The following is a 22,994-nucleotide window of genomic DNA, read 5'->3' as shown; positions in this document are numbered from 1 at the left end:
GCCGCCCGACTCTGCCAGTGAACACTGGCGCAGTGGGAGCGTAGAGCAGCTCCGTACTGATGGGTAGGGTTGCGACCACGAAAGTTACCGACGGTACGACGTAGGGTTTCGCACGTGGCGGAGAAGCGTGAGTACCGGATGGAGGAGCTGGCCAAGGAGGCCGGCATCACCGTGCGCACCCTGCGCTTCTACCGGGAGCGCAAGCTGATACCGCCGCCCCGCCGCGAGGGCCGTATCGCCTGGTACGACCACACGCACCTGGCCCGCCTGCGCACGATCTCGGCGCTGCTCGAACGCGGCCACACCCTCAGCGGCATCGCGGAGCTGGCCGAGGCCTTCGACCACGGCCGTGACGTCGGCGAACTCCTCGGCCTGGGCGAGCCCACCGAGGAGACCCCCGTCCGCCTCTCCCCCGAGGAGCTGGCCGACGCCTTCGCCGGCCAGGCCACCCCGGAGAACCTCGCCGCGGCCCTCGACCTCGGCTATCTCGGCACCGACGGCGGCGAGATCGTCCACATCAGCCGCCGCCTGCTCGACGTCTCGGCGGCTCTGGTCCGCGAGGGCATCCCCCTGGCCGACGTCCTCACCGCCGCCCGCCGCGTCCGCGACCACGCCGACGCCCTCGCCGACCTCTTCGCCCGCATCGTCCTCACGGAGAACCGCACCACCGAGGACCTCAAACGCCTACGCCCCCTGGCGAAGAGCGTGGTGGAGGCGGAAGTGTCGATGGCCCTGGACCGGCGGCTGCGGGACTACGGCTCGTAGACGACCGTCACGGGCGGTCGCGGGACTACAGCTCGTAGACGACCGTCACCGGCGCATGGTCGGACCAGCGCTCCCCGTGCGTCGCCGCCCGCTCCACGAACCCCTTCACGGCCTTGCCCGCGAGCCCCGGCGTCGAGACGTGGTAGTCGATGCGCCATCCGCTGTCGTTGTCGAAGGCCCGCCCCCGGTACGACCACCACGAGTACGGTCCCTCGGCGTCCGGATGCAGTGACCGTACGACGTCGACGTACCCGCCGTCGTCCGCGTCCAGGACCCGCCCCAGCCACGCGCGCTCCTCGGGCAGGAAGCCGGAGTTCTTCTTGTTGGCGCGCCAGTTCTTGAGGTCGGCCTCCTGGTGGGCGATGTTCCAGTCGCCGCAGACGACGACCTCGCGCCCGTCGGCGGCGGCGCGCACGCGCAGCTCCTTCAGGTGGGCGAGGAACTCGTCCATGAACCGGATCTTCTCGTCCTGCCGTTCGGTTCCGACCTCGCCGGAGGGCAGGTAGAGGCTGGCGACGGTGACACCGGGGAGGTCGGCCTCGACGTACCGTCCGCTGGAGTCGAACTCCTCGGACCCGAAACCGATCCGCACCCGGTCGGGCTCGCGCCGGGTGTACAGGGAGACGCCCGCGCGCCCCTTGGCCGCCGCGGGGGCGTGCACGACGTGCCACCCCTCCGGCGCCCGCACCTCCTCGGGCAGCTGTCCGGGCTCGGCCCGCACCTCCTGAAGGCACAGCACGTCCGCGGAGGTCTCCGCGAGCCACTCCACGAAGCCCTTCTTCGCGGCGGCCCGGAGCCCGTTCACATTCACCGAGGTAACAGTCAGCACCCGGGCACGATACTTAATCCATTCCACCCAGAGGGCGCATAGATGTACGATACCTCGCATGAGTATCCGCCCGGTCCCGTACGACCACCCCGACGCCGTCAAGCTCAACGACCAGGTGCAGGCCGAATACGCCGAGCGCTACGGCGATGAGGGCGATGTCACACCGCTCGACGCGTCGATGTTCAAACCGCCGCTCGGCCTGTACCTCCTCGCCTACGACGAGCGGGACCGCCCGATCGCGTCCGGCGGCTGGCGCAGCCAGGACAGGAACGACGAGGAGTACGCGGACGGCGACGCGGAGCTCAAGCGCATGTACGTGACCCCGGAGGCCCGCGGTCTCGGCCTCGCCCGCCGCATCCTGGCCGCCCTGGAGGACGACGCCCGCGCGGCCGGCCGCACCCGCATGGTCCTGGAGACCGGCGCCAAGCAGCCCGAGGCGGTCGCCCTCTACCTCTCCAGCGGCTACGAGCCCTGTGCCAAGTTTGGCTACTACCGCTTCCACGAACTGAGCCTCTGCTACGCCAAGCCGCTGACCGTTCGGTGAACGAGAGAGTGTGGCCGAACAGGCAAGAACCCCGCCGGACGAATCCGACGGGGTTCTGAATTGCAGTGGACCTGAGGGGATTTGAACCCCTGGCCCCCTCGATGCGAACGAGGTGCGCTACCGGACTGCGCCACAGGCCCTTGCAACGAGTGAAACTCTAGCATCCCCGTCGGGGTGCTTGGAAATCCGTTCCTGGCAGGTCAGCCGGGGCTCCCGAGCGCCTGGTCATTCATTGGCGGCGCGCGGCCGTTCGCCGTCCTCGTACTGGTCGAACAGCGGAGTGCGACCGCGCTCACGGGCCCGCCGGGCGGACGCGGCGCGCCGGGCGTCACTGCGACCGTCGTCGGCGGCCTCGGCCGTCTCGGCGGCTTCGTGGCCCTCCTCGGCGGCAGGCTCCGCCTCCGGCTCGCTCGGCTCGGCGGCGCTGGAACGCGCCGAGCTCCACGCGTCCGGCGCCCCCAGATCGACACTGGACGTGGCCCGGGGCGCGACCGGCGCGGTCACGTACGTAGGCAGCGGAACCGGCACCGGATCCCAGCTGTCGCCCCGGCCGGGGCCCCGCTGGCGCTCACGCTGCTGGTCGACCCACTCGGCGTGGTCGGTCTGCTCGACGAGGGCTCGGCGGTCGGCCGCGAGCGCGGACAGACCGGGGTCGGTCTCCGGCTCGGGACTGTCGTCGGGCTCGTCGGCGCCGGGGTCGAGGGTGGGCCGCCGGCGCGGCTGCCGCTCCCTGAGCCGCTGCGCCGCGGCCTCGGCCCGGCGCCGGTCCATGGTGTACGTGAAGCGCCGTCGTTCCTGGGCGCGCAGGTACACGATGTACGAGCTCAGCATCACGGCGGGCACGCCGGGCGCCCACAGGAACGCGAGCCCGCCGACGGCCGCCACGATCGCGCCGAGCGTGAAGGCGAGGAAGAGCATCACGGTCGTACGCCGTCGGCGCGCGAGCACCTTCGAGCGCCGGGCGCGCGCCGCGGCCTCCGCCGCGGAGGCCCGCCGCGCGGCTGGAACCCTGGGGGCCCCGGAGTTGGCCGAATCCGGTCCCGGTCCCGGTCCCGAACCCGAGGCCGGGTTCGGCTCGGGCTGGGCCGACTGCTGCGGCACCGCCCGGCCGGCCGCCGAGGAGCCCTGTGGGGCACCCTGCCGGGCGGCGGCCTGTGGCGCCTGCTGCGGTCCGGGCTGGGCGGGCGGCGGGAGTTGGGCCTTGGTCTGCCGCCGGACCGGAGGCATGGCGAAGGCCCGGACGTCCACCGAGTCGGTGACGGCGTCCGGCCCGGCGCTGGGCTCCCCCTCTTCGGTGGAGCGCGCCCGCAGGTCCTTGGCGTACCGGCGCTCCATTCCCGCCCGTCCGGACAGCAGCCGGATGGCGGTGCTGAAGCGTTCCGTCGGACGGGCTTCGTTCAGCTCGTCCTGCCTACGGAGCCACATCGGCACCAAGTAGGCGGCCCAGGCCCCGACGATGACTGCGTAGATGAGGCCGCTGCTGCTCACGCCTCACACGGTAGAGGGGTTTGCATGAGGCCATCTGCCAATTCGGCCGGTGTGTCGCACGATCCGGCTGATATTTCGAGCTTTTTTTGTGACCGATGCGATCAGCAGGCCGCAGCGAGCGCGAATTTAATGCCCTGAGCCGATCACGCACCGATCAATTTCGAACACACATTTCATTTACTGAGTGCCGGGCTTGCTCTGGTTCTCCGAACGGGCCTGCATCGATCGTGCCCGCCGCCAACGCCCCAGCAACCCCTCCGGCACCTCTTCCGCGGTGAGCGCGAAGACGAGATGGTCCCGCCAGGCCCCGTCGATGTGCAGATAGCGGGGCCTGAGCCCTTCCTCGCGGAATCCGAGTTTCTCCACCACTCGGCGGCTCGGCCCGTTCTCCGGGCGAATGCAGACTTCGATGCGGTGCAGTCCGACCGTGCGGAAGCAGTGGTCGGTCACCATCGCCACGGCCGTCGGCATCACTCCGCGCCCCGCGACCGACTGGTCCACCCAGTAGCCGATGTGCCCGGAGCACATCGATCCCCAGGTGATGCCGGCGACGGTCAGCTGCCCGACCAGACGGCCCTGGTACTCGATGACGAAGGGCAGCATCCGGCCCGCGTTGGCCTCGGCGCGCAGATGCCGGACCATCTGACGGTAGGTCGGCCGGTGCGCTATCGGACCGCTGGGCGTGGGTGGCGGGATCGTCGCCTCCCAGGGCCGCAGCCAGTCCCGGTTGCGCCGGTTCACCTCGCGCCAGGCCCGCTGGTCGCGCACCTTTATCGGCCGAAGGACGACATCGCCGTCCACCAGCTCGACGGGCCAGGATGGGCTGTTCAGCTCGCACCCCCACTGCCGCTGGGTCTGGGGTGGTCGCCGCCACGGATCTGGTCGACGGCGTGGATCAGAAGGGGCTCCAGAACGGCCAGGCCGTCCTTCACCCCGCCGGTGGAACCCGGCAGGTTGACGATCAACGTCCGTCCCGCGACTCCGGCGAGCCCTCGGGACAGCGCCGCCGTGGGCACCTTCTCTCTCCCGAACGCCCTGATGGACTCGGGAATGCCCGGCACCTCGTGATCGAGTACGCGCCGGGTCGCCTCGGGCGTCCGGTCGGTGGGCGAGATCCCCGTACCGCCCGTCGTCACGATCACGTCGTACCCGGCGTCGACGCCCGCGCGCAGTGCCGCCTCCACGGGGTCGCCGTCCGGCACCACCCGGGGGCCGTCGACCTCGAAGCCGTACGCCGTGAGCCCCTCGGCGATCAAGGGGCCACCCTTGTCCTCGTAGACGCCCGCGGCGGCTCTGTTCGAGGCCGTGACCACGAGCGCGCGGTACGACGGTGCCGTCATGCCCGGCTCCAGTCGCCCGACTTTCCGCCCGTCTTCTCTTCCACCCGTACGTCCGTGATGACCGCCCCCTTGTCGACCGCCTTGACCATGTCGATCACGGTGAGGGCCGCCACGCTGACCGCGGTGAGGGCCTCCATCTCGACGCCCGTACGGTCGGTGGTCTTCACGGTGGCGAGGATCTCGACGGCGTCGTCCTCGACCGACAGATCAAGCTTGACACCCGAGACCGACAACGGATGACAGAGCGGGATCAGATCCGGGGTGCGCTTGGCGCCCATGATGCCGGCGATGCGCGCGGTGGCCAGGGCGTCGCCCTTGGGGACGCCCTCACCGCGCAGCAGTTCGATCACACGGGGCGAAACCAGGACACGGCCGCTGGCGCGGGCGGTGCGCGCGGTCACGTCCTTCCCGGAGACGTCGACCATGCGGGCGGCGCCCGCCTCGTCGATGTGGGTCAGTCGGTCCTGCGTACTCATGTCTGCGCGGCGCTCCCGGTCGGGCCTCTTGTGCGCGACACGGTACCGCCACTCGGGGCACTCAGCCGAGCAGGACCACTTCGACCTCGGTGCCGGGCTCGACCGAGGTGACGTCCTCGGGGACGACGATCAGTGCGTCGGCCTGGGCCAGGGCCGCGACCAGGTGGGATCCGGCGCCGCCGACCGGGGTCACCTTGCCGTCGACGTACCTCCCGCGCAGGAACTGCCGGCGGCCGTCCGGCGAGGTCAGCGCCTTGCCCGTCTCCAGGGTCGCCCTGGTGGTGGGGCGGTGGATGTCGTCCAGGCCCGACAGGGTGCGGATCGCGGGGCGGACGAACAGCTCGAAGGAGACGTACGAGGAGACGGGGTTGCCGGGGAGCGCGAGCAGCGGGGTGTGCTCGGGGCCGATCGTGCCGAAGCCCTGGGGCTTGCCGGGCTGCATGGCGAGCTTGCGGAAGTCGATGCCGCTGCCCTCCTCGTCCTCGTCGCCCACCGAGGACAGGGCCTCCTTGACGACGTCGTACGCGCCGACGCTCACGCCGCCCGTGGTGACCAGCAGGTCCGCGCGGATGAGCTGGTCCTCGATGGTGGCGCGGAGCGTCTCGGCGTCGTCGGCGACCGCGCCCACCCGGTAGGCGATGGCCCCGGCGTCGCGGGCGGCGGCGCACAGGGCGAAGCTGTTGGAGTCGTAAATCTGGCCGGCGCCCAACGGCTCGTCGGGCTGGACGAGTTCGCTGCCGGTGGACAGGACGACCACGCGCGGGCGCGGGCGCACGCGTACGGTGCCGCGGCCGATCGCGGCGAGCAGGCCGATCTGCGGCGGCCCGAGGATCGTGCCTGCTTCGAGGGCGCGGTCCCCCGCCTTCACGTCGCTGCCCTTCGCGCGCACATGCGCGCGTGCCTCGGCCGGGCGGTGGACGTGCACCTGGCCAAAGGCGCCCTCGGGGGCCGCGCTGTGGGCGCGCATCCCGGAGACGGGGCCCTCCCCCAGCCCGCCGTCGGTCCACTCCACCGGGACGACGGCCTCGGCGCCGGGCGGCAGCGGGGCGCCGGTCATGATGCGGGCGGCCTCACCGGGGCCCACATGGGGCTGCTTGCCCTGGCCGGCCGCGACGTCGCCGACGACCGTGAGGACCGCCGGGTACTCCTCGCTCGCGCCCGCGACATCGGCGACCCGGACCGCGTACCCGTCCATCGAGCTGTTGTCGAACGGCGGCAGGGATACCGGCACCGTGACGTCCTCGACCAGGACACAGCCCTGGGCGTCGAGGAGTTGCAGCTCGATGGGTTCGAGAGGGCGAACGGTCGCGAGGATGTCCTCCAGGTGCTCGGTCACCGACCAGAGGTGGTCCTGGCCGGTGACACGGGTCGCGGCGCTGCTCAAGTTCCTACATCTCCTCGGCTACGTAACTGCGAAGCCAGGTCCGGAAGTCCGGGCCCAGGTCATCACGTTCGCACGCGAGCCTGACAATGGCACGCAGATAGTCGCCGCGGTCGCCGGTGTCATAGCGGCGGCCCTTGAAGACGACGCCGTGCACGGGGCCGCCGACCTTCTCGTCCTGCGCGAGCTGCTGGAGGGCGTCGGTGAGCTGGATCTCACCGCCGCGGCCCGGCTCGGTCTTGCGGAGTATGTCGAAGATGTGCGGGTCGAGGACGTAGCGCCCGATGATCGCGTAGTTGCTGGGCGCGTCCGCCGGGTCCGGCTTCTCGACCAGGCCCGTCACCTTGACGAGGTCGTCCTCGACGGTGGTCTCGACGGCCGCGCACCCGTAGAGATGGATCTGCTCGGGCGCGACCTCCATGAGCGCGATGACGCTGCCGCCGTGCTGCTCCTGGACCTCGACCATGCGGGCGAGGAGGGGGTCGCGGGGGTCGATCAGGTCGTCGCCGAGGAGTACGGCGAAGGGCTCGTGTCCGACGTGCGGCGCCGCACACAGGACGGCGTGGCCGAGGCCCTTGGGGTCGCCCTGGCGCACGTAGTGCATGGTGGCCAGGTCGCTGGACTCCTGGACCTTGGCGAGCCGGTTGGCGTCGCCCTTCTTCTGAAGGGCGGACTCCAGCTCGTAGTTGCGGTCGAAGTGGTCCTCGAGGGGGCGCTTGTTGCGGCCGGTGATCATCAGGACGTCGTCGAGACCCGCCGACGCGGCCTCTTCGACCACGTACTGGATCGCCGGCTTGTCCACGACCGGCAGCATCTCTTTGGGAGTGGCTTTGGTGGCCGGCAGGAACCGGGTGCCGAGGCCTGCTGCGGGGATGACAGCCTTGCTGATCCTGGGGTGCGACTCAGTCATGCGCGTAACCATATCCGGTGGCTATGAGCGCAATCTGTTGGTCCCGTTAAATAGCTCTCATATGAGCGCATAAGGAACGGTACGGAGTGAGCTGTGAGTCACGTGGGACGTGCGGCAGAGCCTGACAAGCGAATGTTGCGGCGAGGATTCCTCGCGGTGAGAAGCAGGTTGACACCCTACGACCTGCGGGTATCCGCCGGAACCCTGGCCCTGCGGGCGCTGGAGCTGCCGGAGCTGGCGCACGCGCGCACGGTGGCGGCGTACGTCTCCGTGGGGAGCGAGCCGGGCACCCTCGCGCTCCTGGACGCGCTCCGCACACGCGGGGTGCGCGTGCTGCTGCCGGTCCTGATGGCGGACAACGACCTGGACTGGGGCGCGTACGCCGGAGAGGGCTCCCTGGAGCGTGTCCGACACGGCGGCAGGATGGCTCTCTTGGAGCCGGCGGGTGAGCGGCTCGGCCCCGAGGCCGTCCAGGACGCCGACGCCGTCCTGCTGCCCGGCCTGGCCGTGGACCGGCGCGGAATGCGTCTGGGGCGCGGCGGCGGCTCGTACGACCGCGTCCTGGCCCGTCTGGAGCGCGCGGGGGCCGATCCCGCGCTGGTGGTGCTGCTGTACGACGCGGAGGTCGTCGAGCACGTCCCGGCGGAACCTCACGACCGTCCCGTACACGCGGTGGTGACGCCTTCGGGGGTGCGCCGCTTCGGCTGAGGGGTCCAGGCAGACGAAAGGGCCCTCCACGCGTGTGTGGAGGGCCCTTTCACCTGTCGCGTCAGTGACTCACGGCTTGAGCACCAGGGTGTCGCTCGTGCTCTTGTCGACCGCCTTGTCCGAGAAGGACCACGACAGCAGCTCGCCCTTGGCCCACTTGTCCGTCTGGTCCGTGTAGTGGGCGCTGTAGGCGTGCCCGGAGGCGCCGGAGAGGTTGATCCACTTCGACTTGTCGAAGTCGTCGAGGTTGACCACCATCCGCATGGACGGCACCCAGACCACTCCGTAGCCGCCCGCGGCGTTCCAGCCGGTCGCGTTGACCGTCGCCTCGCCGCCGCTGAGCTTCCAGGGGCCGCGGTTGAGCATGTACTGCAGGAAGCCGGGGCCTTCGGTGCCCAGGGTCTGGTTCTTCAGGAACAGGCGGTGCAGCCGGCCCCAGCTCCAGGTGTCCATGTCCTTGCCGAGCTTGGCGGTCAGCTCCCAGCGGGCGTCCTTCATGGCTCGCGCGAAGAGTTCGTCCCGGTTGTCGGCCGCCTTGTCGAGGCGCGTCTTGGGCGCCTTCCACCAGTCGTTGTTCTGGTCGTCGATGATCTTGCGGACCACCTCGAACCAGCGGTCGCCGCCGTCCGGCTGCGCCTGGTCCGCCTCACGCTGGCCGCACTCGCGCACGGTCTGGTTCTCGTCCGCGGGGCCGGTGGTGTCGACCGGGGCGACGTTCAGGCACTGGCCCTTGACCCGCAGCTCCTTGGGCAGCTTGTTGCCGAAGGCGAGCTTGAGGATGTTGCGCCAGGTCGCGTTGAAGTACGCGGCCGCCGCGGAGTCGGCGTCCTGGGTGTAGTCCCAGCCCTCCAGGAGCTTCTGCGCGTCGCGGACGTTCTTGTCGGCGACGTCGATCTTGAGCAGCTTGGGCACGATCAGCTTGGCGATCTCACTGCTGTCGTCGAGCTGCATCTGGCGCATGTCGTCGGTCGAGATCTTGCCGCCGCCCTTGATCTTCGCCTCGATGAGGTCGGTGATCCGCTGGCTGCGCGTCCCGTAACCCCAGTCCGTGGTGAGCGTGTAGGGGTACTTGTCCTTGTCGACGACCGCCTGGTTGGCGGTCACGATGTAGCCGCGATTCGGGTCGTACTCGTAGGGCAGTTCGGACTGCTTGATGTAGCCGGTCCACTTGTACTTGGAGTCCCAGCCGGGCGACGGGAGCGAGCCGTCGTCGCCCTTCGACCGGGTCGGGATCTTGCCGGGCAGCTGGTAGCCGATGTGGTTCTCGGTGTCGGCGTAGATCAGGTTCTGCGAGGGCACGTCGAAGGACGCGGACGCCGTGCGGAACTCTGCCCAGTTCGACGCCTTGTCCAACTGGAAGACGGCGTCCATGGAGTTGCCCGGGTCAAGAGCGGTCCAGCGCAGCGCGATGGCGTAGCCGTCGCCGCGGTCGGGGGCCCCGCTGTCGACGGTGGCCTTCTTGCCGACCTTGACCAGTTCGTCGTCGCGGTCGGAGAGCAGCGGCATCCCGTCCTTGGTCTCCCGGACGACGATCGTCTTGCTCGCACCGCCCGCGACCTTGATCGTTTCCTTGCGGGTCGTGAAGGGCAGCACCTTGCCGTCGTACTCGTAGCCCTCGCCGGTGATCTTCTCCAGGTATAGGTCGGTGACGTCGACCCCGGAGTTGGTCATGCCCCAGGCGATGTCCTGGTTGTGGCCGATGACCACGCCGGGCATGCCCGCGAAGGTGTAGCCGGAGACGTCGTACTGGCACTTGCTGGAGACGCTCGTGCAGTGCAGGCCCATCTGGTACCAGACCGAGGGCAGCGAGGCCGACAGGTGCGGGTCGTTGGCCAGCAGCGGCTTACCGGTGATCGTGTACTTGCCCGCGACGACCCAGGAGTTCGAACCGATGCCGTTGCCGTTCACGCCGACGGCGGTGGGCACGTTGTCGAGCACGTTGTAGAGCTTGGAGAGCTGGCTCTGCAGGCCGGCTGGCGCCGTGGTGTTCCCCGCGAGGCCGGTGCCCGCCGTGGACTGCGTCCCGCTGCCCGTCGTCGTGCCGCTGCCCTGGACGTACGACCCCGTGACGGTGTCGTACTGGCCCTCCTGGGTGATCGTCTTGTTCCGGCTGTAGGGGTACTCCGGGTACAGGTCGGCGATCTGCTTCGGGCCCAGGCGGCTGGTCATCAGAGAGCGGTCGATCTCCTCCTGCATGTTGCCGCGCAGGTCCCAGGCCATCGCCTTCAGCCACGCCACCGAGTCGACCGGGGTCCACTCCTGGGGCTTGTAGTCGTTGGTGAAACCAAGGGCCGCGTACTCCAGGGAGATGTCCTTGCCGTCCTTGCCCTTCAGGTAGGCATTGACTCCCTTGGCGTACGCCTGGAGGTACTTCTTCGTGGAGGCCGACAGCTTCGTGTCGTACTCCTCCTTGGCGACCCGGTCCCAGCCCATCGTGCGCAGGAACTCGTCGTTCTTGACCTGGCCCGAGCCGAACATCTCGGACAGCCGGCCCGAGGTCATGTGACGGCGTACGTCCATCTCGTAGAACCGGTCCTGCGCCTGGACGTAACCCTGCGCCATGAACAGGTCCTCGTCGGACGAGGCGTAGATCTGCGGGATCCCGTTGCCGTCCCGCTTGACGTCCACGGGACCCGACAGCCCCTCGAGCGTGAGGGAGCCCTTGGTCTGCGGGAAGGAGGCACGGACGGTACTGACCCCCCAGTAGCCGCCATAGGCAACGCCTCCGAAGAGGGCCAGAACCAGGACGATCAGGAACAGTCGGGCCTTGCGCCCCTTCTTCCTGCCGGACTTGCCCGGCTTCTGGCCGGAAGAGGCGGTGGTGTTCGGGGGCATCGCTGTCCTTGCTGTCCTAACGCGAGCGGCAGGCGGTCCTGGAGTGCTGGAGCAACCATAGGCGCAGGGCCCGACGCGCCTTGACGCGGAGTCGGGTACAGGACGGACGAGCGTTCGATCTCGGCCCATGGAGCGTCAAGAAAGCGTCAAGAGTTAGGTAAGGTAACGAAGTACTTGGACTCATGTACCGACTTCGGGTGTTCGGATCGGCGTGCTGGGATTCGCGTGATCACCTCGATTCCGCGCGTCGACCTCGACGCGATCACATCGAATCGACGTGTTCACATCCACACGTTCGAATCCGGTGCCCGGATTGGCGAGAAGGGAACAGCCGCTGACTGTCCACCACCTCAACCAGCTCCTGCTCGTCTGCTCGCTCGTTCTGCTCGTCGCGGTGGCAGCGGTTCGTATCTCTTCGCGCAGCGGGCTCCCCAGCCTGCTCGTCTACCTCGGCATAGGCATCGCCATGGGCCAGGACGGGGTCGGCAACGTCCACTTCAGCAACGCCGAACTGACGCAGGTCATCGGGTACGCGGCCCTGGTCGTGATCCTGGCCGAAGGCGGCCTCGGCACGAAGTGGAAGGAAATCAAGCCGGCCCTGCCGGCGGCCACCTCGCTGGCGCTCGTCGGCATCGCGGTGAGCGTCGGAGTGACGGCCACCGCCGCCCACTACCTGATCGGCCTGGAATGGCGGCAGGCGCTCATCATCGGCGCGGTGGTGTCCTCGACGGACGCGGCGGCCGTCTTCTCGGTGCTGCGGAAAGTCCCCCTCCCCGCGCGCGTGACGGGCATCCTGGAGGCCGAGTCCGGCTTCAACGACGCCCCGGTGGTCATCCTCGTCGTCGCGTTCTGCACGGCGGGCCCCGTGGAGCACTGGTACGTGCTGCTGGGCGAGATCACGCTGGAGCTGGCCATCGGCGCGGCCATGGGCCTCGCGGTGGGCTGGCTCGGCTCCTGGGGGCTGCGGCACGTGGCGCTGCCCGCCTCCGGCCTCTACCCGATCGCCGTGATGGCGATCGCGGTCACCGCCTACGCCGCCGGCGCGCTCGCGCACGGCAGCGGCTTCCTCGCCGTCTACCTCGCGGCGATGATGCTCGGCAACGCCAAACTGCCGCACTGGCCCGCCACCCGGGGCTTCGCCGAAGGACTCGGCTGGATCGCCCAGATCGGCATGTTCGTCCTGCTCGGCCTGCTGGTCACCCCGCACGAGATGGGCGACGACATCGTGCCGGCCCTCGTCATCGGCCTGGTGCTCACCATGGTGGCGCGCCCCCTGAGCGTCGTGGTCGGTCTGCTGCCGTTCCGGATCCCGTGGCAGGAGCAGACGCTGCTGTCCTGGGCGGGCCTGCGCGGCGCCGTGCCCATCATCCTGGCGACCATCCCGATGGTGAGCGGCATCGCGGAGAGCCGCCGGATCTTCAACATCGTCTTCGTCCTGGTCGTCGTCTACACCCTCATCCAGGGCCCCACGCTGCCCTGGCTGGCCCGCAAGCTGCGGCTGGGTGAGTCCGAGGGCGCCGCCGACCTCGGGATCGAATCGGCACCCCTGGAGCGGCTGCGCGGCCATCTGCTGTCCGTCGCGATCCCGAAGGGCTCCCGCATGCACGGCGTGGAGGTGGCCGAGCTGCGCATGCCCTCGGGCGCCGCCGTCACCCTCGTCGTGCGCGACGGGACCTCCTTCGTGCCGCTGCCCACGACCGTCCTGCGACGCGGCGACGAGCTGCTCGTGGTGGCCACCGACCCGGTCCGGGACGCGGCCGAGCGACGGCTGCGCGCGGTGGGCCAGGGCGGCAAGCTGGCCGGCTGGCTGGGCCTCGCGGGCAACGGCGCCGAACCGCACTCCCGACATTCCGGACAGTAAACGGGGCATGAAGGGGCGATGTGTATTCACAGGCGAACACCGCCATAGTGCTCACTTTCACAGGCACCGCAGCACTCGCCCCTGTACGATGAAGGCACACCTTGATCGAACCAACTCTGCCTGACGCAGAGCTGGCGCGACCGTATGGCGGTCGTGACGCCCCCGTAGTGGGCGGCGCGGCATCTACCGCAGTTCCGCGCAAGAGGACAGCTCTCGGCGCCGCCCGACAAAAGGGGCCGCGCTACCAGGCGGCAGAAAGGCACGGGCCGTGGCATCCACGGTCACCTCCCGCCCCGGATACGGACAGCTGCTGCGCACCCGCGGCGCCTGGACGTTCCTGCTTCCCGGCTTCGCCGCACGTCAGCCCTTCGCGATGCTGACGCTCTCCCTCGTCCTCCTCGTCCAGCACACCACGGGCTCGTACGGGGCCGCCGGCGCCGTCGCCGCCGTCACCGGCGTCTCCATGGCGCTGTTCGCACCCTTCACCGGCCGTCTCGCCGACCGCCACGGCCAGCGGGCCGTCCTGCTGCCCGGCGTCCTGGTGCACGCCCTGGCAGGCCTCTCCCTGACGGCGCTGGCCCTGGCGGACGCCCCCTTGTGGGCCCTTTTCCTCGCCGCCGTGCCGACCGGCGCCTCGGTGCCCCAGGTCGGGCCCATGGTGCGCGCCCGCTGGGGCGTGAAACTCCAGGACTCGCCCCTGATGACCACCGCGGCGGCCTTCGAGTCCGTCACGGACGAGCTGACCTTCGTGTTCGGCCCGCTGCTCGCCACGGCGCTGTGCACCGCCGTGCACCCGGCCGCGGGCCTGCTGACCGAGGCCGGGCTCACCCTGATCGGCGGTCTCCTCTTCGCCGCGCAGAAGAGCACCCAGCCCGTTGTCGCAGCCGCCGGGCACACGCGCGTGGAGCACGGTTCCGCGCTGCGGGTCCCCGGAGTGCGCGTGCTGATCGTGACCTTTCTGGGCATCGGCTCCGTCTTCGGCGGTATGCAGGTCTCGCTCGCCGCGTTCAGCGAGTCGATCGGCGAGCCCGGTCTGAACGGCGTCCTGTACGGCGTCTTCGCCGCGGGCAACATGCTCTCCGGCGTCGTCTGCGGCGCCATCGCCTGGAAGGTGGCCCCGCAGCGGCGGCTCGTCATCGGCTACGCCGCCCTGGCGCTCGTCGCGTCCGGACTGTGGGCCGCGCACTCCGTGGTCGTGCTCGCCGCGGTCGGCCTCCTGGTCGGCATGTGCATCGCTCCGTCCCTGATCACCGGCTACACGCTGGTCGAGGGCCTGGTCCCGGCGGGCGCCCGCACCGAGGCCTTCACCTGGCTGACCGGCGCCGTCGCACTCGGCCAGGCGGCGGCCGTCACGGTCGCCGGACAGCTGGAGGACCGCCTGTGGGACGGTGCCGGATTCCTGGTGCCGATGGCCGGTACGGCACTGGCGCTGGTGACCCTGTTGGCCCTGCGCTCACGGCTGGCCACGGGGCCCACCGGACGCACCGTCGCACGTGGCGTCGGTCACCGAGTGCCGGTGACAGTGGACTGATCTCGCGGAATACGTCAGTATGGATCGTCGTTAGCACTCACTGAGTGAGAGTGCCAGGAGGAAGACAAGTGCCGACCTACCAGTATCAGTGCACCGAGTGTGGCGAGGGCCTCGAGGCGGTGCAGAAGTTCACCGACGATGCCCTGACCGAGTGCCCCAACTGCGGTGGACGCCTGAAGAAGGTGTTCTCGGCCGTCGGCATTGTCTTCAAGGGCTCCGGCTTCTACCGCAACGACAGCCGTGGCTCCTCGTCGAGCAGCTCGCCGGCCTCCAAGCCGTCGACCACTTCGACGTCGTCCTCGTCGTCGACGACCTCGTCGTCCTCGTCGGAGTCGAAGTCGTCGGGCAGCGGCTCGTCGAGCAGCAGCTCGGCCGCGTAGGACTTTCTCGCGGGACCCTGTCGTCGTACGACGATGGGGTCCTTGGCGTTTTCGAGGGCAGGTTCCCCCGGAGTCTTCGGAAGACGGGGTTCTCGACGTTTCCGGAGGACGGCGTCTTCGACGTTTCCGGAGGACGGCGTCCTCGACGTTTCCGGAGGCTGGCCTTCGAATCCCGCTACTGTGCTTGTCATGGCGAACGCAGAGATCGGTGTCATCGGTGGCTCGGGCTTCTACTCCTTCCTCGACGATGTGACCGAGATACAAGTCGAGACCCCCTACGGGCCGCCGAGCGACTCCGTGTTCCTCGGCGAGATCGCCGGGCGACGGGTCGCCTTCCTTCCCCGCCACGGCCGCGGCCACCATCTGCCGCCGCACCGCATCAACTACCGGGCCAACCTCTCGGCGCTGCGCTCCGTAGGCGCCCGTCAGATCCTCGGACCATGCGCGGTGGGCGGACTGCGCCCCCAGTACGGGCCGGGAACGCTGCTCGTGCCGGACCAGCTGGTCGACCGTACGAAGACGCGGACGCAGACGTTCTTCGACGGGCTGCCGCTGCCGGACGGCACCGTGCCGAACGTCGTGCACGTGTCGCTCGCCGACCCCTACTGCCCCATCGGCCGCAAGGCCGCCCTCGAAGCGGCGCGCGGGCGTGACTGGGAGCCGGTGGACGGCGGCACGCTCGTGGTGATCGAGGGGCCCCGGTTCTCCACCCGCGCCGAGTCGCTGTGGCACCAGGCGCAGGGCTGGTCCGTGGTGGGCATGACCGGTCACCCCGAGGCCGCGCTCGCCCGTGAACTCCAGCTCTGCTACACCTCGTTGACCTTGGTCACCGACCTCGACGCGGGCGCGGAGGCCGGCGAGGGCGTCTCGCACGACGACGTGCTGAAGGTGTTCGCGTCGAACGTGGACCGGCTGCGTGACGTGCTCTACGACGCGGTGGCGGCCCTGCCGGAGAACGGCACGCGGGACTGTCTGTGCACGAAGGCGCTGGGCGGCATGGATCCGGGTTTCGAGCTGCCGTGACGATGGCCTCGACGGGCACTCGGCGGGCGCCGACAAGCGGTGACGGGCGGATGACGGGCGTCTTCACGCCGTGGAACTTCCCGTTCGGGTGAGGGAGTTGTCCACAACTCGTCGGTAGTCCACCAGCGCCGACGGGCTCCGCCGCGAGGCCTCATCGTGGGATCGCAAGCCGATCTCTCGTCGCAGGTGGTGGTCCCATGGCACAGCACGCTCCTCTTGTACGCCCGCTGGACACGGATCTCGTACGGGCGCCGGGCACGGATCCTGTACGTCCGCCCGGTGTGGACGCGCCTCCGATCCGCGAGGTGCCGCAGTTCGCCCCCGTGCACGTGCGCGGCGGGCGGTACGGACTGCGGCGCCTCACCCGTCACAAGCGGCGGGCCGTGGCCGCGGGGCTCGCCGTCACGGCGGCGGCACTCGTGGCGGCGGGCCCCGGTGACGCAGGGCGGGCACGGGACCATCCGACGGCGGCTCCCCCGTCCACGTCCGCTTCCTCCCCCACGTCCTCTTCTCCCTCTTCCCCTTCTACTACCGAGTCCGTGCGGGGGCGGGGCGCGGTGGAGACGGTGGCGGCGCCGGTGCGGATCGCCGACGCTGCCACGGTGCGGCTGCTCAGGCCGGGCGACCGGGTCGACGTGATCGCGGCGGACGGGGGCAGCGAGGGCCGCGTGGTCGCGGCCGGGGCGCGGGTGGCCGAGGTTCCGGACTTCGCCGCCACCGAGACCGGGGCGCTGGTGGTGCTCTCCGTGCCCCGCGCCACGGCGGCGCGACTGGCGGGCGCGGGCACGACGGCACGGCTGGCGGTGACACTGTGTTGAGCGTCGTGCGCAGTGCCGTACTGACGGCCCTCCTGGATATCGAATCGGTGTCAACTCGCTCGATCGTGCTACCGAATTGGACAGGCCCGGCGAGCCCTGCCGTAGGTTGCGGAGCTGTTCGTTCCACAACTTGTGCAGAGGGGCCTCTTGGTGAGCGAGAAGAAGCAACCCGGCGTCTGGGAGGGCTTCAGGGCCTTTCTGATGCGGGGCAACGTCATCGACCTGGCCGTCGCGGTGGTCATCGGCGCGGCCTTCACCAACATCGTCAACTCGGTGGTGAAGGGCGTCATCAACCCGCTGGTGGGTGCGATCGGCACGCAGAACCTCGACAGCTACAGCTCATGCCTCAAAGGTTCCTGCACCGGCACCGGGGACACGGCGACGGGCGTCCGGATCCTGTGGGGCTCCGTGCTGGGCGCCACGCTCAGCTTCGTGATCACCGCGGCCGTCGTGTACTTCCTGATGGTCCTGCCGATGTCGAAGTTCCTGGCCCGGCAGGCGGCCCGGCAGAAGGCGAAGGAGGGCACCCACGAGGTCATCGAGGTGTCCGAGCTCGAGGTGCTCAAGGAAATCCGCGACGCCCTGGTGGCCCAGCGCGGTTCGGGCAACAGCCAGCACTGACGGAGAAGCCCGGGGCCGGCCCACGGAAGCCCGGCGGCCGACGCCGGGCCATGGGGGCCGAGCTCAGGAAGCCCCGAGGCCGACGCCAGACAATAAGGGCCGAACTCGCGAAGCCCCGAGGCCGACTGCGGACCATCGGGCTCGGGCCCCGGGAACGCCCGGACCGGCGCCGGGCAGTCGCCGTAGGGCTACGAAAGCCCGGCGGCCTGCTGCCGAGGCTCGAAGCCCGATCCCGGACCGTCGGCGTCAGGCTCGGGAAGCTCGGAGGTCGGATCCGAACCGTCGGGCGCCCGCCCGGGAAGCTCGGAAGTCGACCCCGCACGATCCGGACCAGGCTCCAGACGCTCGGCGGCCGTCTCCAGACGTTCAGGAGCCGTCTCCGGACGCTCGGAGTCGGCCTTCGTTCTCTCCAGGCCGGGGTCCGCGACCGCAGGTCCAGCCGCGGCGGCCTCGGGACCGGCGCTCGCCAGGGCGGGGTCGGCGGCAGGCGGCGCCGAGGTACGGCGGCTCAGAGGTGGTGCGGCGGCTTCTCGTCGAGGAACCGCTTCAGGTCCGCCACGCTGTCGCCGTCACCGCCGGACTGCTCGCCCCATCCCCGGTCCGTGTCGTCCGAGGACTGCTGGCTCAGCGGGTCGTCGAAGATCAGCGCGGACTTCGGATCGCGCGGCGCGGACGCGTCACGCGGCTCGGAGGCGGGGGCGGGGCCGGTATTCATGCGTCCCAGAGTACGCCGAGGGGTCCCCGGCCCACCCCGGTACGGCCGGGTCCCGCGACCGTCAACCCGAGCGACCTGGACTCTTTTCTGCTGTGCTTGGCCCTATGACGTCCAGCGCCGCTTCCGAACCCAATCCGACGCCCAGGACGGCCCGACTCGGGCCCCTGCGCAGAATGACCGCCCGGAGGAGGGACGAGGCGCACCGCGTCGCGTCGCCGCTGGAGCTCTTCTTCGACCTGTGCTTCGTCGTGGCCATCGCCCAGGCGGGCGCCCAGCTGGTGCACGCCGTGGCGGCGGGACACGCGGGCGAGGGCATCCTCAACTACGCGATGATCTTCTTCGCGATCTGGTGGGCGTGGATGAACTTCACCTGGTTCTCCTCGGCGTACGACAACGACGACGCGCTCTACCGGGTCGTGACGCTGGTGCAGATCGCCGGTGTCCTGGTCCTCGCCGCCGGGGTGTCGCGGGCGTTCGAGGACCATGTGTACCTGGCCGTCTGGCTCGGCTACGTGATCATGCGGTTCGCGCTGATCGCCCAGTGGCTGCGAGTGGCCCGCAGCACGAAGGGCCCCGAGAGAACCATGGCGCTGCGGTACGTGAGAGGTGTGCTGCTGTGCCAGGTCGGCTGGCTGGGGCTGGTGGTCCTGCCGGAGGCCGGGCGTCCCTGGGTGTTCCTGGTGATGGCGATCGCCGAGATGTGCGTCCCCAGGTACGCGGAGAGGGACTTCGTCACCTCCTGGCATCCGCACCACGTCTCCGAGCGGTTCGGCCTGTTCACGATCATCGTGCTGGGCGAGACGATCGCCGCGTCGACGATGGCCATGAAGTCGGCGGTGGACGAGCACGACGCGCTGGGCGAACTGTTGCCGATCGCCGCCGGCGGACTGCTGATCGTCTTCTCCGCCTGGTGGATCTACTTCGTGGTACCCATCCACGGGCACCTGCGGTCCAAAACCCACGCGTACCTGTGGGGATACGGCCACTACCTGATCTTCGCGTCGGCGGCCGCGATCGGCGCGGGCCTGGAGGTCGCGGTCGAGCAGGCGGTCGGCAAGACACAGATCTCGACGCTCGCCGCGTCAGCCGCGGTGACACTGCCGACGGCGCTGTACTTCCTCACGGTGTGGCTGTTGCACGCGCGCCATTTCAAGATGGGCATCACAGAGCAACTCGTCCTGCCGACGACGGCGTTGCTGGTGATCCTGTGCACCTTCCTGCGCAGCTGGGCGGTGCTCGCGGCGGGCATCGTGGCGGCGCTGTCGGTAGCGGTCGGGGTCACCCTGACGGCACGGATGGTCACAACGAAGGGAGCGGGGACCGCGGGGCGGGAAACACTGGAGACATGACAGTTGACGCTCTGACGGATGTCGCGGGGCTGCGCGTGGGACACGCGACGCGTACCGGCGACGGTTGGCTCACCGGCACCACGGTCGTGCTCGCTCCTGCGGGCGGTGCCATCGCGGCCGTGGACGTACGCGGCGGCGGGCCCGGCACCAAGGAGACCGACGCGCTCGACCCGCGCAACCTGGTGCAGAAGGTGGAGGCGGTCGTACTGACCGGCGGCAGCGCGTACGGGCTGGACTCCGCGTCCGGGGTGATGGCCTGGCTGGAGGAGCGGGGCCGCGGGGTGCGGGTGGGCCTCGATCCGGCGCACGTCGTGCCCGTCGTGCCCGCCGCCTGTGTCTTCGACCTGGGCCGCGGCGGCGACTTCCGGGCGAGGCCGGACGCGGCCACGGGCCGGGCCGCGGTCGAGGCCGCCGACGCGAGCGGGCCGGGCGCGCCGGTGCCGGAGGGGTGCGTGGGCGCTGGGACGGGGGCGACGGTCGGGCGGATCAAGGGCGGGATCGGGACGGCGAGTGCCGTGCTCGACTCGGGGATCACGGTCGCCGCGCTGGTGGTGGCCAACGCGGCGGGTTCGACGGTGGATCCGGAGACGGGGGTGTTGTACGGGGAGTTGCTGCGAGACGGTCGTACGGCCTATCCCTCCGCCGAGGTCCACGAGGCGGCGCGGCAACGGCTCGCCGAAGCCGCCGCGAAGAACGCGCCTCCCCCGCTGAACACCACGCTCGCCGTCGTCGCCACCGACGCCGACCTCACCCGCGCCCAGGCCCACAAGCTGGCCGGCACGGCCCATGACGGCATCGCGCGCGCCGTCCGCCCGGTCCATCTCCTGAACGACGGCGACACGGTCTTCACCCTGGCCACGGGCGTCCACCCACTCGATCCCGACCACCCCCTGGCCCTCAACGAGATCCTCGCGGCGGGCGCCGACCTGGTGACCCGGGCGATCGTCCGCGCGGTACGAGCGGCCGACCCGGTGGACGGGCCGGGCGGGGTGTGGCCGTCGTACGGGGAGCTGTACGGGGGCGCCTAGGACGGGTCCTGGCCCGTGGTTCGGGGTGGCCCGCTGCCCTCGCTGACGCCAAGTCGCGTCAGGGGGAGGGGGAGTTCGTCGTGGGCCCGGTGGGTGATTGTCCCGGTTCTGTCACGCGACGGTGTTGGGCCGGGGACGGTGGGAACCCTTCGCGGCACCGCTCGCTCTTTCTCCACGCACCGGAGCGGATCACGCACATCACGAGAAACTGGAGTAGCCCGTGACAACGCCGAACATGACAGCGCGGCGCGCACTGGGGGCCTGTGCCGCCCTGATGGTCGGCGCCCTCACCCTGACCGGCTGCGGCGGCAACGCCAGCGCCGACGCCAAGGGCGGCAAGGACAGCGGTACCTCGGCCAAGACGTCCACGGCGAAGATCGTCATCTCGGCCAAGGACGGTTCGACGGACGCGTCCATCAACGCGACCGGCGTGAAGGTCAGCGACGGCAAGCTGACCGACGTGAAAATGACGGTGTCGGGGGCCGGGACGGCGGTGCCGGGGGCGATCACCGCGGACGGGACCGGCTGGAAGCCGGCGGCGCAGTTGGAGCGCGGGACGAAGTACCAGATCTCGGCGACCGCGAAGGACGCGAGCGGACGCACGGCCGCCGCCAACTCCATCTTCACGACGGTCTCCTCGAGCAACAGCTTCATCGGCACGTACACGCCCGACAACGGCACCACGGTCGGCGTCGGAATGCCGGTGTCGTTCAACTTCGACAAGGTGATCAGCAACCAGAAGGCCGTGCAGTCGCACATCACGGTCACTTCCAGCAGCGGGCAGCAGGTGGCCGGGCACTGGTTCGGCTCGCAGCGGCTCGACTTCCGGCCCGAGACGTACTGGAAGGCCGGTTCCAAGGTCACGATGAAGATCGACCTGGACGGCGTCGAGGGCGCGAACGGCGTCTTCGGAGTGCAGAAGAAGACGGTCACCTTCACCGTCGGCCGCTCCCAGATCTCCACGGTCGACGTCAACACGCAGACCATGACGGTCGTGCGAGACGGCAAGACGCTCAAGTCGGTGCCGATCTCGGCGGGCAGCCCGGAGCACACCACGTACAACGGTCAGATGGTGATCTCCGAGAAGTTCGTCCAGACGCGGATGAACGGCTCGACGGTGGGCTACGGCGGCGAGTACGACATCCCGGACGTGCCGCACGCGATGCGACTGACGTCTTCGGGGACGTTCATCCACGGCAACTACTGGTACAACCGCGGGAACCCGCCCTTCGGACAGCAGGGCACCAGCCACGGATGCGTCGGTCTCGCCGACGTCCAGGGCGCGCAGGGCGACACCAGCGCGAAGTGGTTCTACGACAACTCTCTCGTCGGGGACGTCGTAGTGGTGAAGAACTCGCCCGACAAGACCGTCTCGCCGGACAACGGACTGAACGGCTGGAACATGTCCTGGAGTGCGTGGACCGCGGGAAGTACGGTCTGACCTGGGGCCGTTGACGTCACGGCGGGCCGCGCGGGAACTTGCCGCGCGGCCCGCTCGTTTTCTGTCCGTACGTTTTCTCGGTTCGCAGGATTGATGTCCGACCGAGGGGCTACGGTATGCACCCACAAGGTGACATGCAGCAACGCCGGGAGAAGCCTTGAGCGTTCCGTACGAGACAGCAGCGTACGAACCACCCGAGTCGCCCGAGTCTCCGGAGGAGCACCTCGAGCGACTCCTCGGCCGTGCCCTGAACTCCTTCGAGCTGCCCGACGAGACGATAAGGCGGCTCGACTGCGCGCTGGCGCACGACAGTTCGCTGCACTCCGCGCATCACAGCGCGGGGCTGCACCGCGAGACGTACCGGCACACCTGGCTGCTCGCCGACGGCTCGGCGGTCACGCTGTGGGAGCTCGTGCACAACACGGCGCTCGGGAGTGAGCCGCAGCACGAGGTGTATGTCGACGAGGAGGAGTTGCGCGCCGCCACGGCACGGCTGCCGCTGCCGCCGGACGCGCCGGACTTCGAACTGCCCGTGATGGTCCATCCGTCACCGGTCCCCGAGCCGCGGCACGTCTACCTGACGGACGACTCGGCGGATCACGCGCGGCGGTTGCTGCGGCGGGCGGAGAACGCGGACCGGCCGGGGGCCGACGTCACGACGCTGCTGCTGCGCACCGCGTTCGCGCACCAGATCACCCAGGCCTTCGGGCGCCCCTGCCGGGCGGGCCAGGTCGGGCTGTGCTTCTCGCTCTACGAGCACGCGTTCCTGCTCCGCGACGGCCAGGAGATCTCCCTGTGGGAGGTCGAGCACACGGCGACGCCGGACGGCCGGCACATGTGTGAGGTCTATCCGACGGAGCACGCGGCTCGGGCCGCGATGGAACGCCGGGCGGCGCGGCTCGCCTAGAGCCTGGCAGAGGTTGAGCTGAACACCCTCATCATCAGGGGGAG

At 70.0% G+C, this 22,994-nt stretch carries 22 protein-coding genes and 1 tRNA gene; 13 read left to right on the top strand and 10 right to left on the bottom strand.

The genetic code is table 11. From position 1 onward, the window contains the following. The first annotated feature begins 138 nt into the window (after nucleotides 1-138). Nucleotides 139-765: a MerR family transcriptional regulator gene (locus tag ACZ69M_RS42400; RefSeq protein ID WP_470058692.1), complete on the top strand. Its 627-nt coding sequence runs from the start codon at nucleotides 139-141 to the stop codon at nucleotides 763-765. 25 nt (nucleotides 766-790) lie between these two features. On the opposite strand, the gene ACZ69M_RS42395 is transcribed toward ACZ69M_RS42400, so the two are convergent. Next, on the bottom strand, nucleotides 791-1,594 hold the full coding sequence (locus tag ACZ69M_RS42395; RefSeq protein WP_470058549.1) for an exodeoxyribonuclease III: 804 nt from the start codon (nucleotides 1,592-1,594) through the stop codon (nucleotides 791-793). Between the two features lie 58 nt (nucleotides 1,595-1,652). On the opposite strand from ACZ69M_RS42395, the gene ACZ69M_RS42390 reads away from it, so the two are divergent. Next, nucleotides 1,653-2,138, top strand: a complete 486-nt coding sequence (locus ACZ69M_RS42390) for a GNAT family N-acetyltransferase (RefSeq protein WP_470058547.1) — start codon at nucleotides 1,653-1,655, stop codon at nucleotides 2,136-2,138. Nucleotides 2,139-2,204: 66 nt separating this feature from the next. On the opposite strand, the gene ACZ69M_RS42385 is transcribed toward ACZ69M_RS42390, so the two are convergent. The 7 genes from ACZ69M_RS42385 to galU all read right to left on the bottom strand — a co-directional run bounded on the left by ACZ69M_RS42385 (nucleotide 2,205) and on the right by galU (nucleotide 7,733). Beyond that, nucleotides 2,205-2,278: transfer RNA gene (locus tag ACZ69M_RS42385), tRNA-Ala, on the bottom strand. 85 nt (nucleotides 2,279-2,363) lie between these two features. Continuing rightward, the gene (sepX, locus tag ACZ69M_RS42380; protein ID WP_470058545.1) at nucleotides 2,364-3,626 is read right to left on the bottom strand and encodes a divisome protein SepX/GlpR; all 1,263 of its coding nucleotides are present in this window, start codon (nucleotides 3,624-3,626) and stop codon (nucleotides 2,364-2,366) included. Nucleotides 3,627-3,803: 177 nt separating this feature from the next. Then, nucleotides 3,804-4,457: a GNAT family N-acetyltransferase gene (locus ACZ69M_RS42375; protein WP_054233071.1), complete on the bottom strand. Its 654-nt coding sequence runs from the start codon at nucleotides 4,455-4,457 to the stop codon at nucleotides 3,804-3,806. Next, a complete protein-coding gene (locus tag ACZ69M_RS42370) occupies nucleotides 4,454-4,966 on the bottom strand; it encodes a MogA/MoaB family molybdenum cofactor biosynthesis protein (RefSeq protein WP_470058543.1) in 513 nt (170 codons plus the stop codon). Before ACZ69M_RS42370 ends, ACZ69M_RS42375 begins: the two co-directional genes overlap by 4 nt. Continuing rightward, nucleotides 4,963-5,442: a cyclic pyranopterin monophosphate synthase MoaC gene (gene moaC / locus ACZ69M_RS42365; protein WP_470058542.1), complete on the bottom strand. Its 480-nt coding sequence runs from the start codon at nucleotides 5,440-5,442 to the stop codon at nucleotides 4,963-4,965. Before moaC ends, ACZ69M_RS42370 begins: the two co-directional genes overlap by 4 nt. Before the next feature lie 61 nt (nucleotides 5,443-5,503). Further along, a complete protein-coding gene (gene glp / locus ACZ69M_RS42360; protein WP_470058540.1) occupies nucleotides 5,504-6,826 on the bottom strand; it encodes a molybdotransferase-like divisome protein Glp in 1,323 nt (440 codons plus the stop codon). A 4-nt stretch (nucleotides 6,827-6,830) separates the two neighbouring features. Then, nucleotides 6,831-7,733: a UTP--glucose-1-phosphate uridylyltransferase GalU gene (gene galU / locus ACZ69M_RS42355; protein WP_470058538.1), complete on the bottom strand. Its 903-nt coding sequence runs from the start codon at nucleotides 7,731-7,733 to the stop codon at nucleotides 6,831-6,833. A 132-nt stretch (nucleotides 7,734-7,865) separates the two neighbouring features. On the opposite strand from galU, the gene ACZ69M_RS42350 reads away from it, so the two are divergent. Further along, on the top strand, nucleotides 7,866-8,441 hold the full coding sequence (locus ACZ69M_RS42350; protein ID WP_470058536.1) for a 5-formyltetrahydrofolate cyclo-ligase: 576 nt from the start codon (nucleotides 7,866-7,868) through the stop codon (nucleotides 8,439-8,441). Between the two features lie 69 nt (nucleotides 8,442-8,510). Here the strand turns inward: ACZ69M_RS42350 and ACZ69M_RS42345 are convergent, their stop codons facing one another. Further along, the gene (locus ACZ69M_RS42345; RefSeq protein WP_470058534.1) at nucleotides 8,511-11,276 is read right to left on the bottom strand and encodes a penicillin acylase family protein; all 2,766 of its coding nucleotides are present in this window, start codon (nucleotides 11,274-11,276) and stop codon (nucleotides 8,511-8,513) included. Nucleotides 11,277-11,580: 304 nt separating this feature from the next. Here ACZ69M_RS42345 and ACZ69M_RS42340 point away from each other — a divergent pair, with 304 nt between their 5' ends. From ACZ69M_RS42340 to mscL, 6 genes are all read left to right on the top strand, one after another. After that, nucleotides 11,581-13,137 carry a potassium/proton antiporter gene (locus ACZ69M_RS42340; RefSeq protein WP_470058532.1) on the top strand — a complete coding sequence of 519 codons (1,557 nt, stop codon included), beginning with the start codon at nucleotides 11,581-11,583 and terminating at the stop codon, nucleotides 13,135-13,137. Nucleotides 13,138-13,405: 268 nt separating this feature from the next. Next, nucleotides 13,406-14,668, top strand: coding sequence for an MFS transporter (locus ACZ69M_RS42335; RefSeq protein WP_470058530.1), 1,263 nt, complete (start codon nucleotides 13,406-13,408; stop codon nucleotides 14,666-14,668). Between the two features lie 68 nt (nucleotides 14,669-14,736). Next, nucleotides 14,737-15,048, top strand: a complete 312-nt coding sequence (locus ACZ69M_RS42330) for an FmdB family zinc ribbon protein (protein ID WP_470058528.1) — start codon at nucleotides 14,737-14,739, stop codon at nucleotides 15,046-15,048. 189 nt (nucleotides 15,049-15,237) lie between these two features. Next, a complete protein-coding gene (locus ACZ69M_RS42325; RefSeq protein WP_470058526.1) occupies nucleotides 15,238-16,071 on the top strand; it encodes an S-methyl-5'-thioadenosine phosphorylase in 834 nt (277 codons plus the stop codon). A gap of 197 nt (nucleotides 16,072-16,268) precedes the next feature. Then, entirely contained in the window at nucleotides 16,269-16,889 is a 621-nt protein-coding gene (locus ACZ69M_RS42320) for a hypothetical protein (protein WP_470058524.1), read from the top strand. Nucleotides 16,890-17,039: 150 nt separating this feature from the next. Beyond that, nucleotides 17,040-17,510, top strand: a complete 471-nt coding sequence (gene mscL / locus ACZ69M_RS42315) for a large conductance mechanosensitive channel protein MscL (RefSeq protein WP_470058522.1) — start codon at nucleotides 17,040-17,042, stop codon at nucleotides 17,508-17,510. A gap of 508 nt (nucleotides 17,511-18,018) precedes the next feature. On the opposite strand, the gene ACZ69M_RS42310 is transcribed toward mscL, so the two are convergent. Beyond that, nucleotides 18,019-18,225 carry a hypothetical protein gene (locus tag ACZ69M_RS42310; protein ID WP_470058520.1) on the bottom strand — a complete coding sequence of 69 codons (207 nt, stop codon included), beginning with the start codon at nucleotides 18,223-18,225 and terminating at the stop codon, nucleotides 18,019-18,021. A gap of 104 nt (nucleotides 18,226-18,329) precedes the next feature. Here ACZ69M_RS42310 and ACZ69M_RS42305 point away from each other — a divergent pair, with 104 nt between their 5' ends. The 4 genes from ACZ69M_RS42305 (at nucleotide 18,330) to ACZ69M_RS42290 (ending at nucleotide 22,950) form a co-directional block, all read left to right on the top strand. Further along, on the top strand, nucleotides 18,330-19,574 hold the full coding sequence (locus ACZ69M_RS42305; RefSeq protein WP_470058518.1) for a low temperature requirement protein A: 1,245 nt from the start codon (nucleotides 18,330-18,332) through the stop codon (nucleotides 19,572-19,574). Further along, nucleotides 19,571-20,602, top strand: a complete 1,032-nt coding sequence (locus tag ACZ69M_RS42300) for a P1 family peptidase (protein ID WP_470058516.1) — start codon at nucleotides 19,571-19,573, stop codon at nucleotides 20,600-20,602. Before ACZ69M_RS42305 ends, ACZ69M_RS42300 begins: the two co-directional genes overlap by 4 nt. A gap of 220 nt (nucleotides 20,603-20,822) precedes the next feature. Continuing rightward, the gene (locus tag ACZ69M_RS42295) at nucleotides 20,823-22,043 is read left to right on the top strand and encodes a L,D-transpeptidase (protein WP_470058515.1); all 1,221 of its coding nucleotides are present in this window, start codon (nucleotides 20,823-20,825) and stop codon (nucleotides 22,041-22,043) included. Nucleotides 22,044-22,200: 157 nt separating this feature from the next. Next, the gene (locus tag ACZ69M_RS42290) at nucleotides 22,201-22,950 is read left to right on the top strand and encodes a DUF6227 family protein (RefSeq protein WP_470058513.1); all 750 of its coding nucleotides are present in this window, start codon (nucleotides 22,201-22,203) and stop codon (nucleotides 22,948-22,950) included. Nucleotides 22,951-22,994 lie beyond the last annotated feature (44 nt).

It is taken from the genome of Streptomyces sp. NPDC107454 (assembly GCF_055582885.1).
The sequence above is the reverse complement of the archived record's forward strand: the minus strand, read 5'-3'. Positions and strand labels throughout refer to the sequence as shown.

Excerpts from the sequence above, each read along its gene's own strand:
- ACZ69M_RS42400 (WP_470058692.1), top strand. The coding sequence starts at position 139 with ATGGAGGAGCTGGCCAAGGAGGCCGGCATCACCGTGCGCACCCTGCGC.
- ACZ69M_RS42390 (WP_470058547.1), top strand. The coding sequence starts at position 1,653 with ATGAGTATCCGCCCGGTCCCGTACGACCACCCCGACGCCGTCAAGCTC.
- ACZ69M_RS42370 (WP_470058543.1), bottom strand. The coding sequence starts at position 4,966 with ATGACGGCACCGTCGTACCGCGCGCTCGTGGTCACGGCCTCGAACAGA.
- moaC (WP_470058542.1), bottom strand. The coding sequence starts at position 5,442 with ATGAGTACGCAGGACCGACTGACCCACATCGACGAGGCGGGCGCCGCC.
- galU (WP_470058538.1), bottom strand. The coding sequence starts at position 7,733 with ATGACTGAGTCGCACCCCAGGATCAGCAAGGCTGTCATCCCCGCAGCA.
- ACZ69M_RS42350 (WP_470058536.1), top strand. The coding sequence starts at position 7,866 with ATGTTGCGGCGAGGATTCCTCGCGGTGAGAAGCAGGTTGACACCCTAC.
- ACZ69M_RS42345 (WP_470058534.1), bottom strand. The coding sequence starts at position 11,276 with ATGCCCCCGAACACCACCGCCTCTTCCGGCCAGAAGCCGGGCAAGTCC.
- ACZ69M_RS42325 (WP_470058526.1), top strand. The coding sequence starts at position 15,238 with ATGGCGAACGCAGAGATCGGTGTCATCGGTGGCTCGGGCTTCTACTCC.
- ACZ69M_RS42320 (WP_470058524.1), top strand. The coding sequence starts at position 16,269 with ATGGCACAGCACGCTCCTCTTGTACGCCCGCTGGACACGGATCTCGTA.
- ACZ69M_RS42310 (WP_470058520.1), bottom strand. The coding sequence starts at position 18,225 with ATGAATACCGGCCCCGCCCCCGCCTCCGAGCCGCGTGACGCGTCCGCG.
- ACZ69M_RS42305 (WP_470058518.1), top strand. The coding sequence starts at position 18,330 with ATGACGTCCAGCGCCGCTTCCGAACCCAATCCGACGCCCAGGACGGCC.
- ACZ69M_RS42300 (WP_470058516.1), top strand. The coding sequence starts at position 19,571 with ATGACAGTTGACGCTCTGACGGATGTCGCGGGGCTGCGCGTGGGACAC.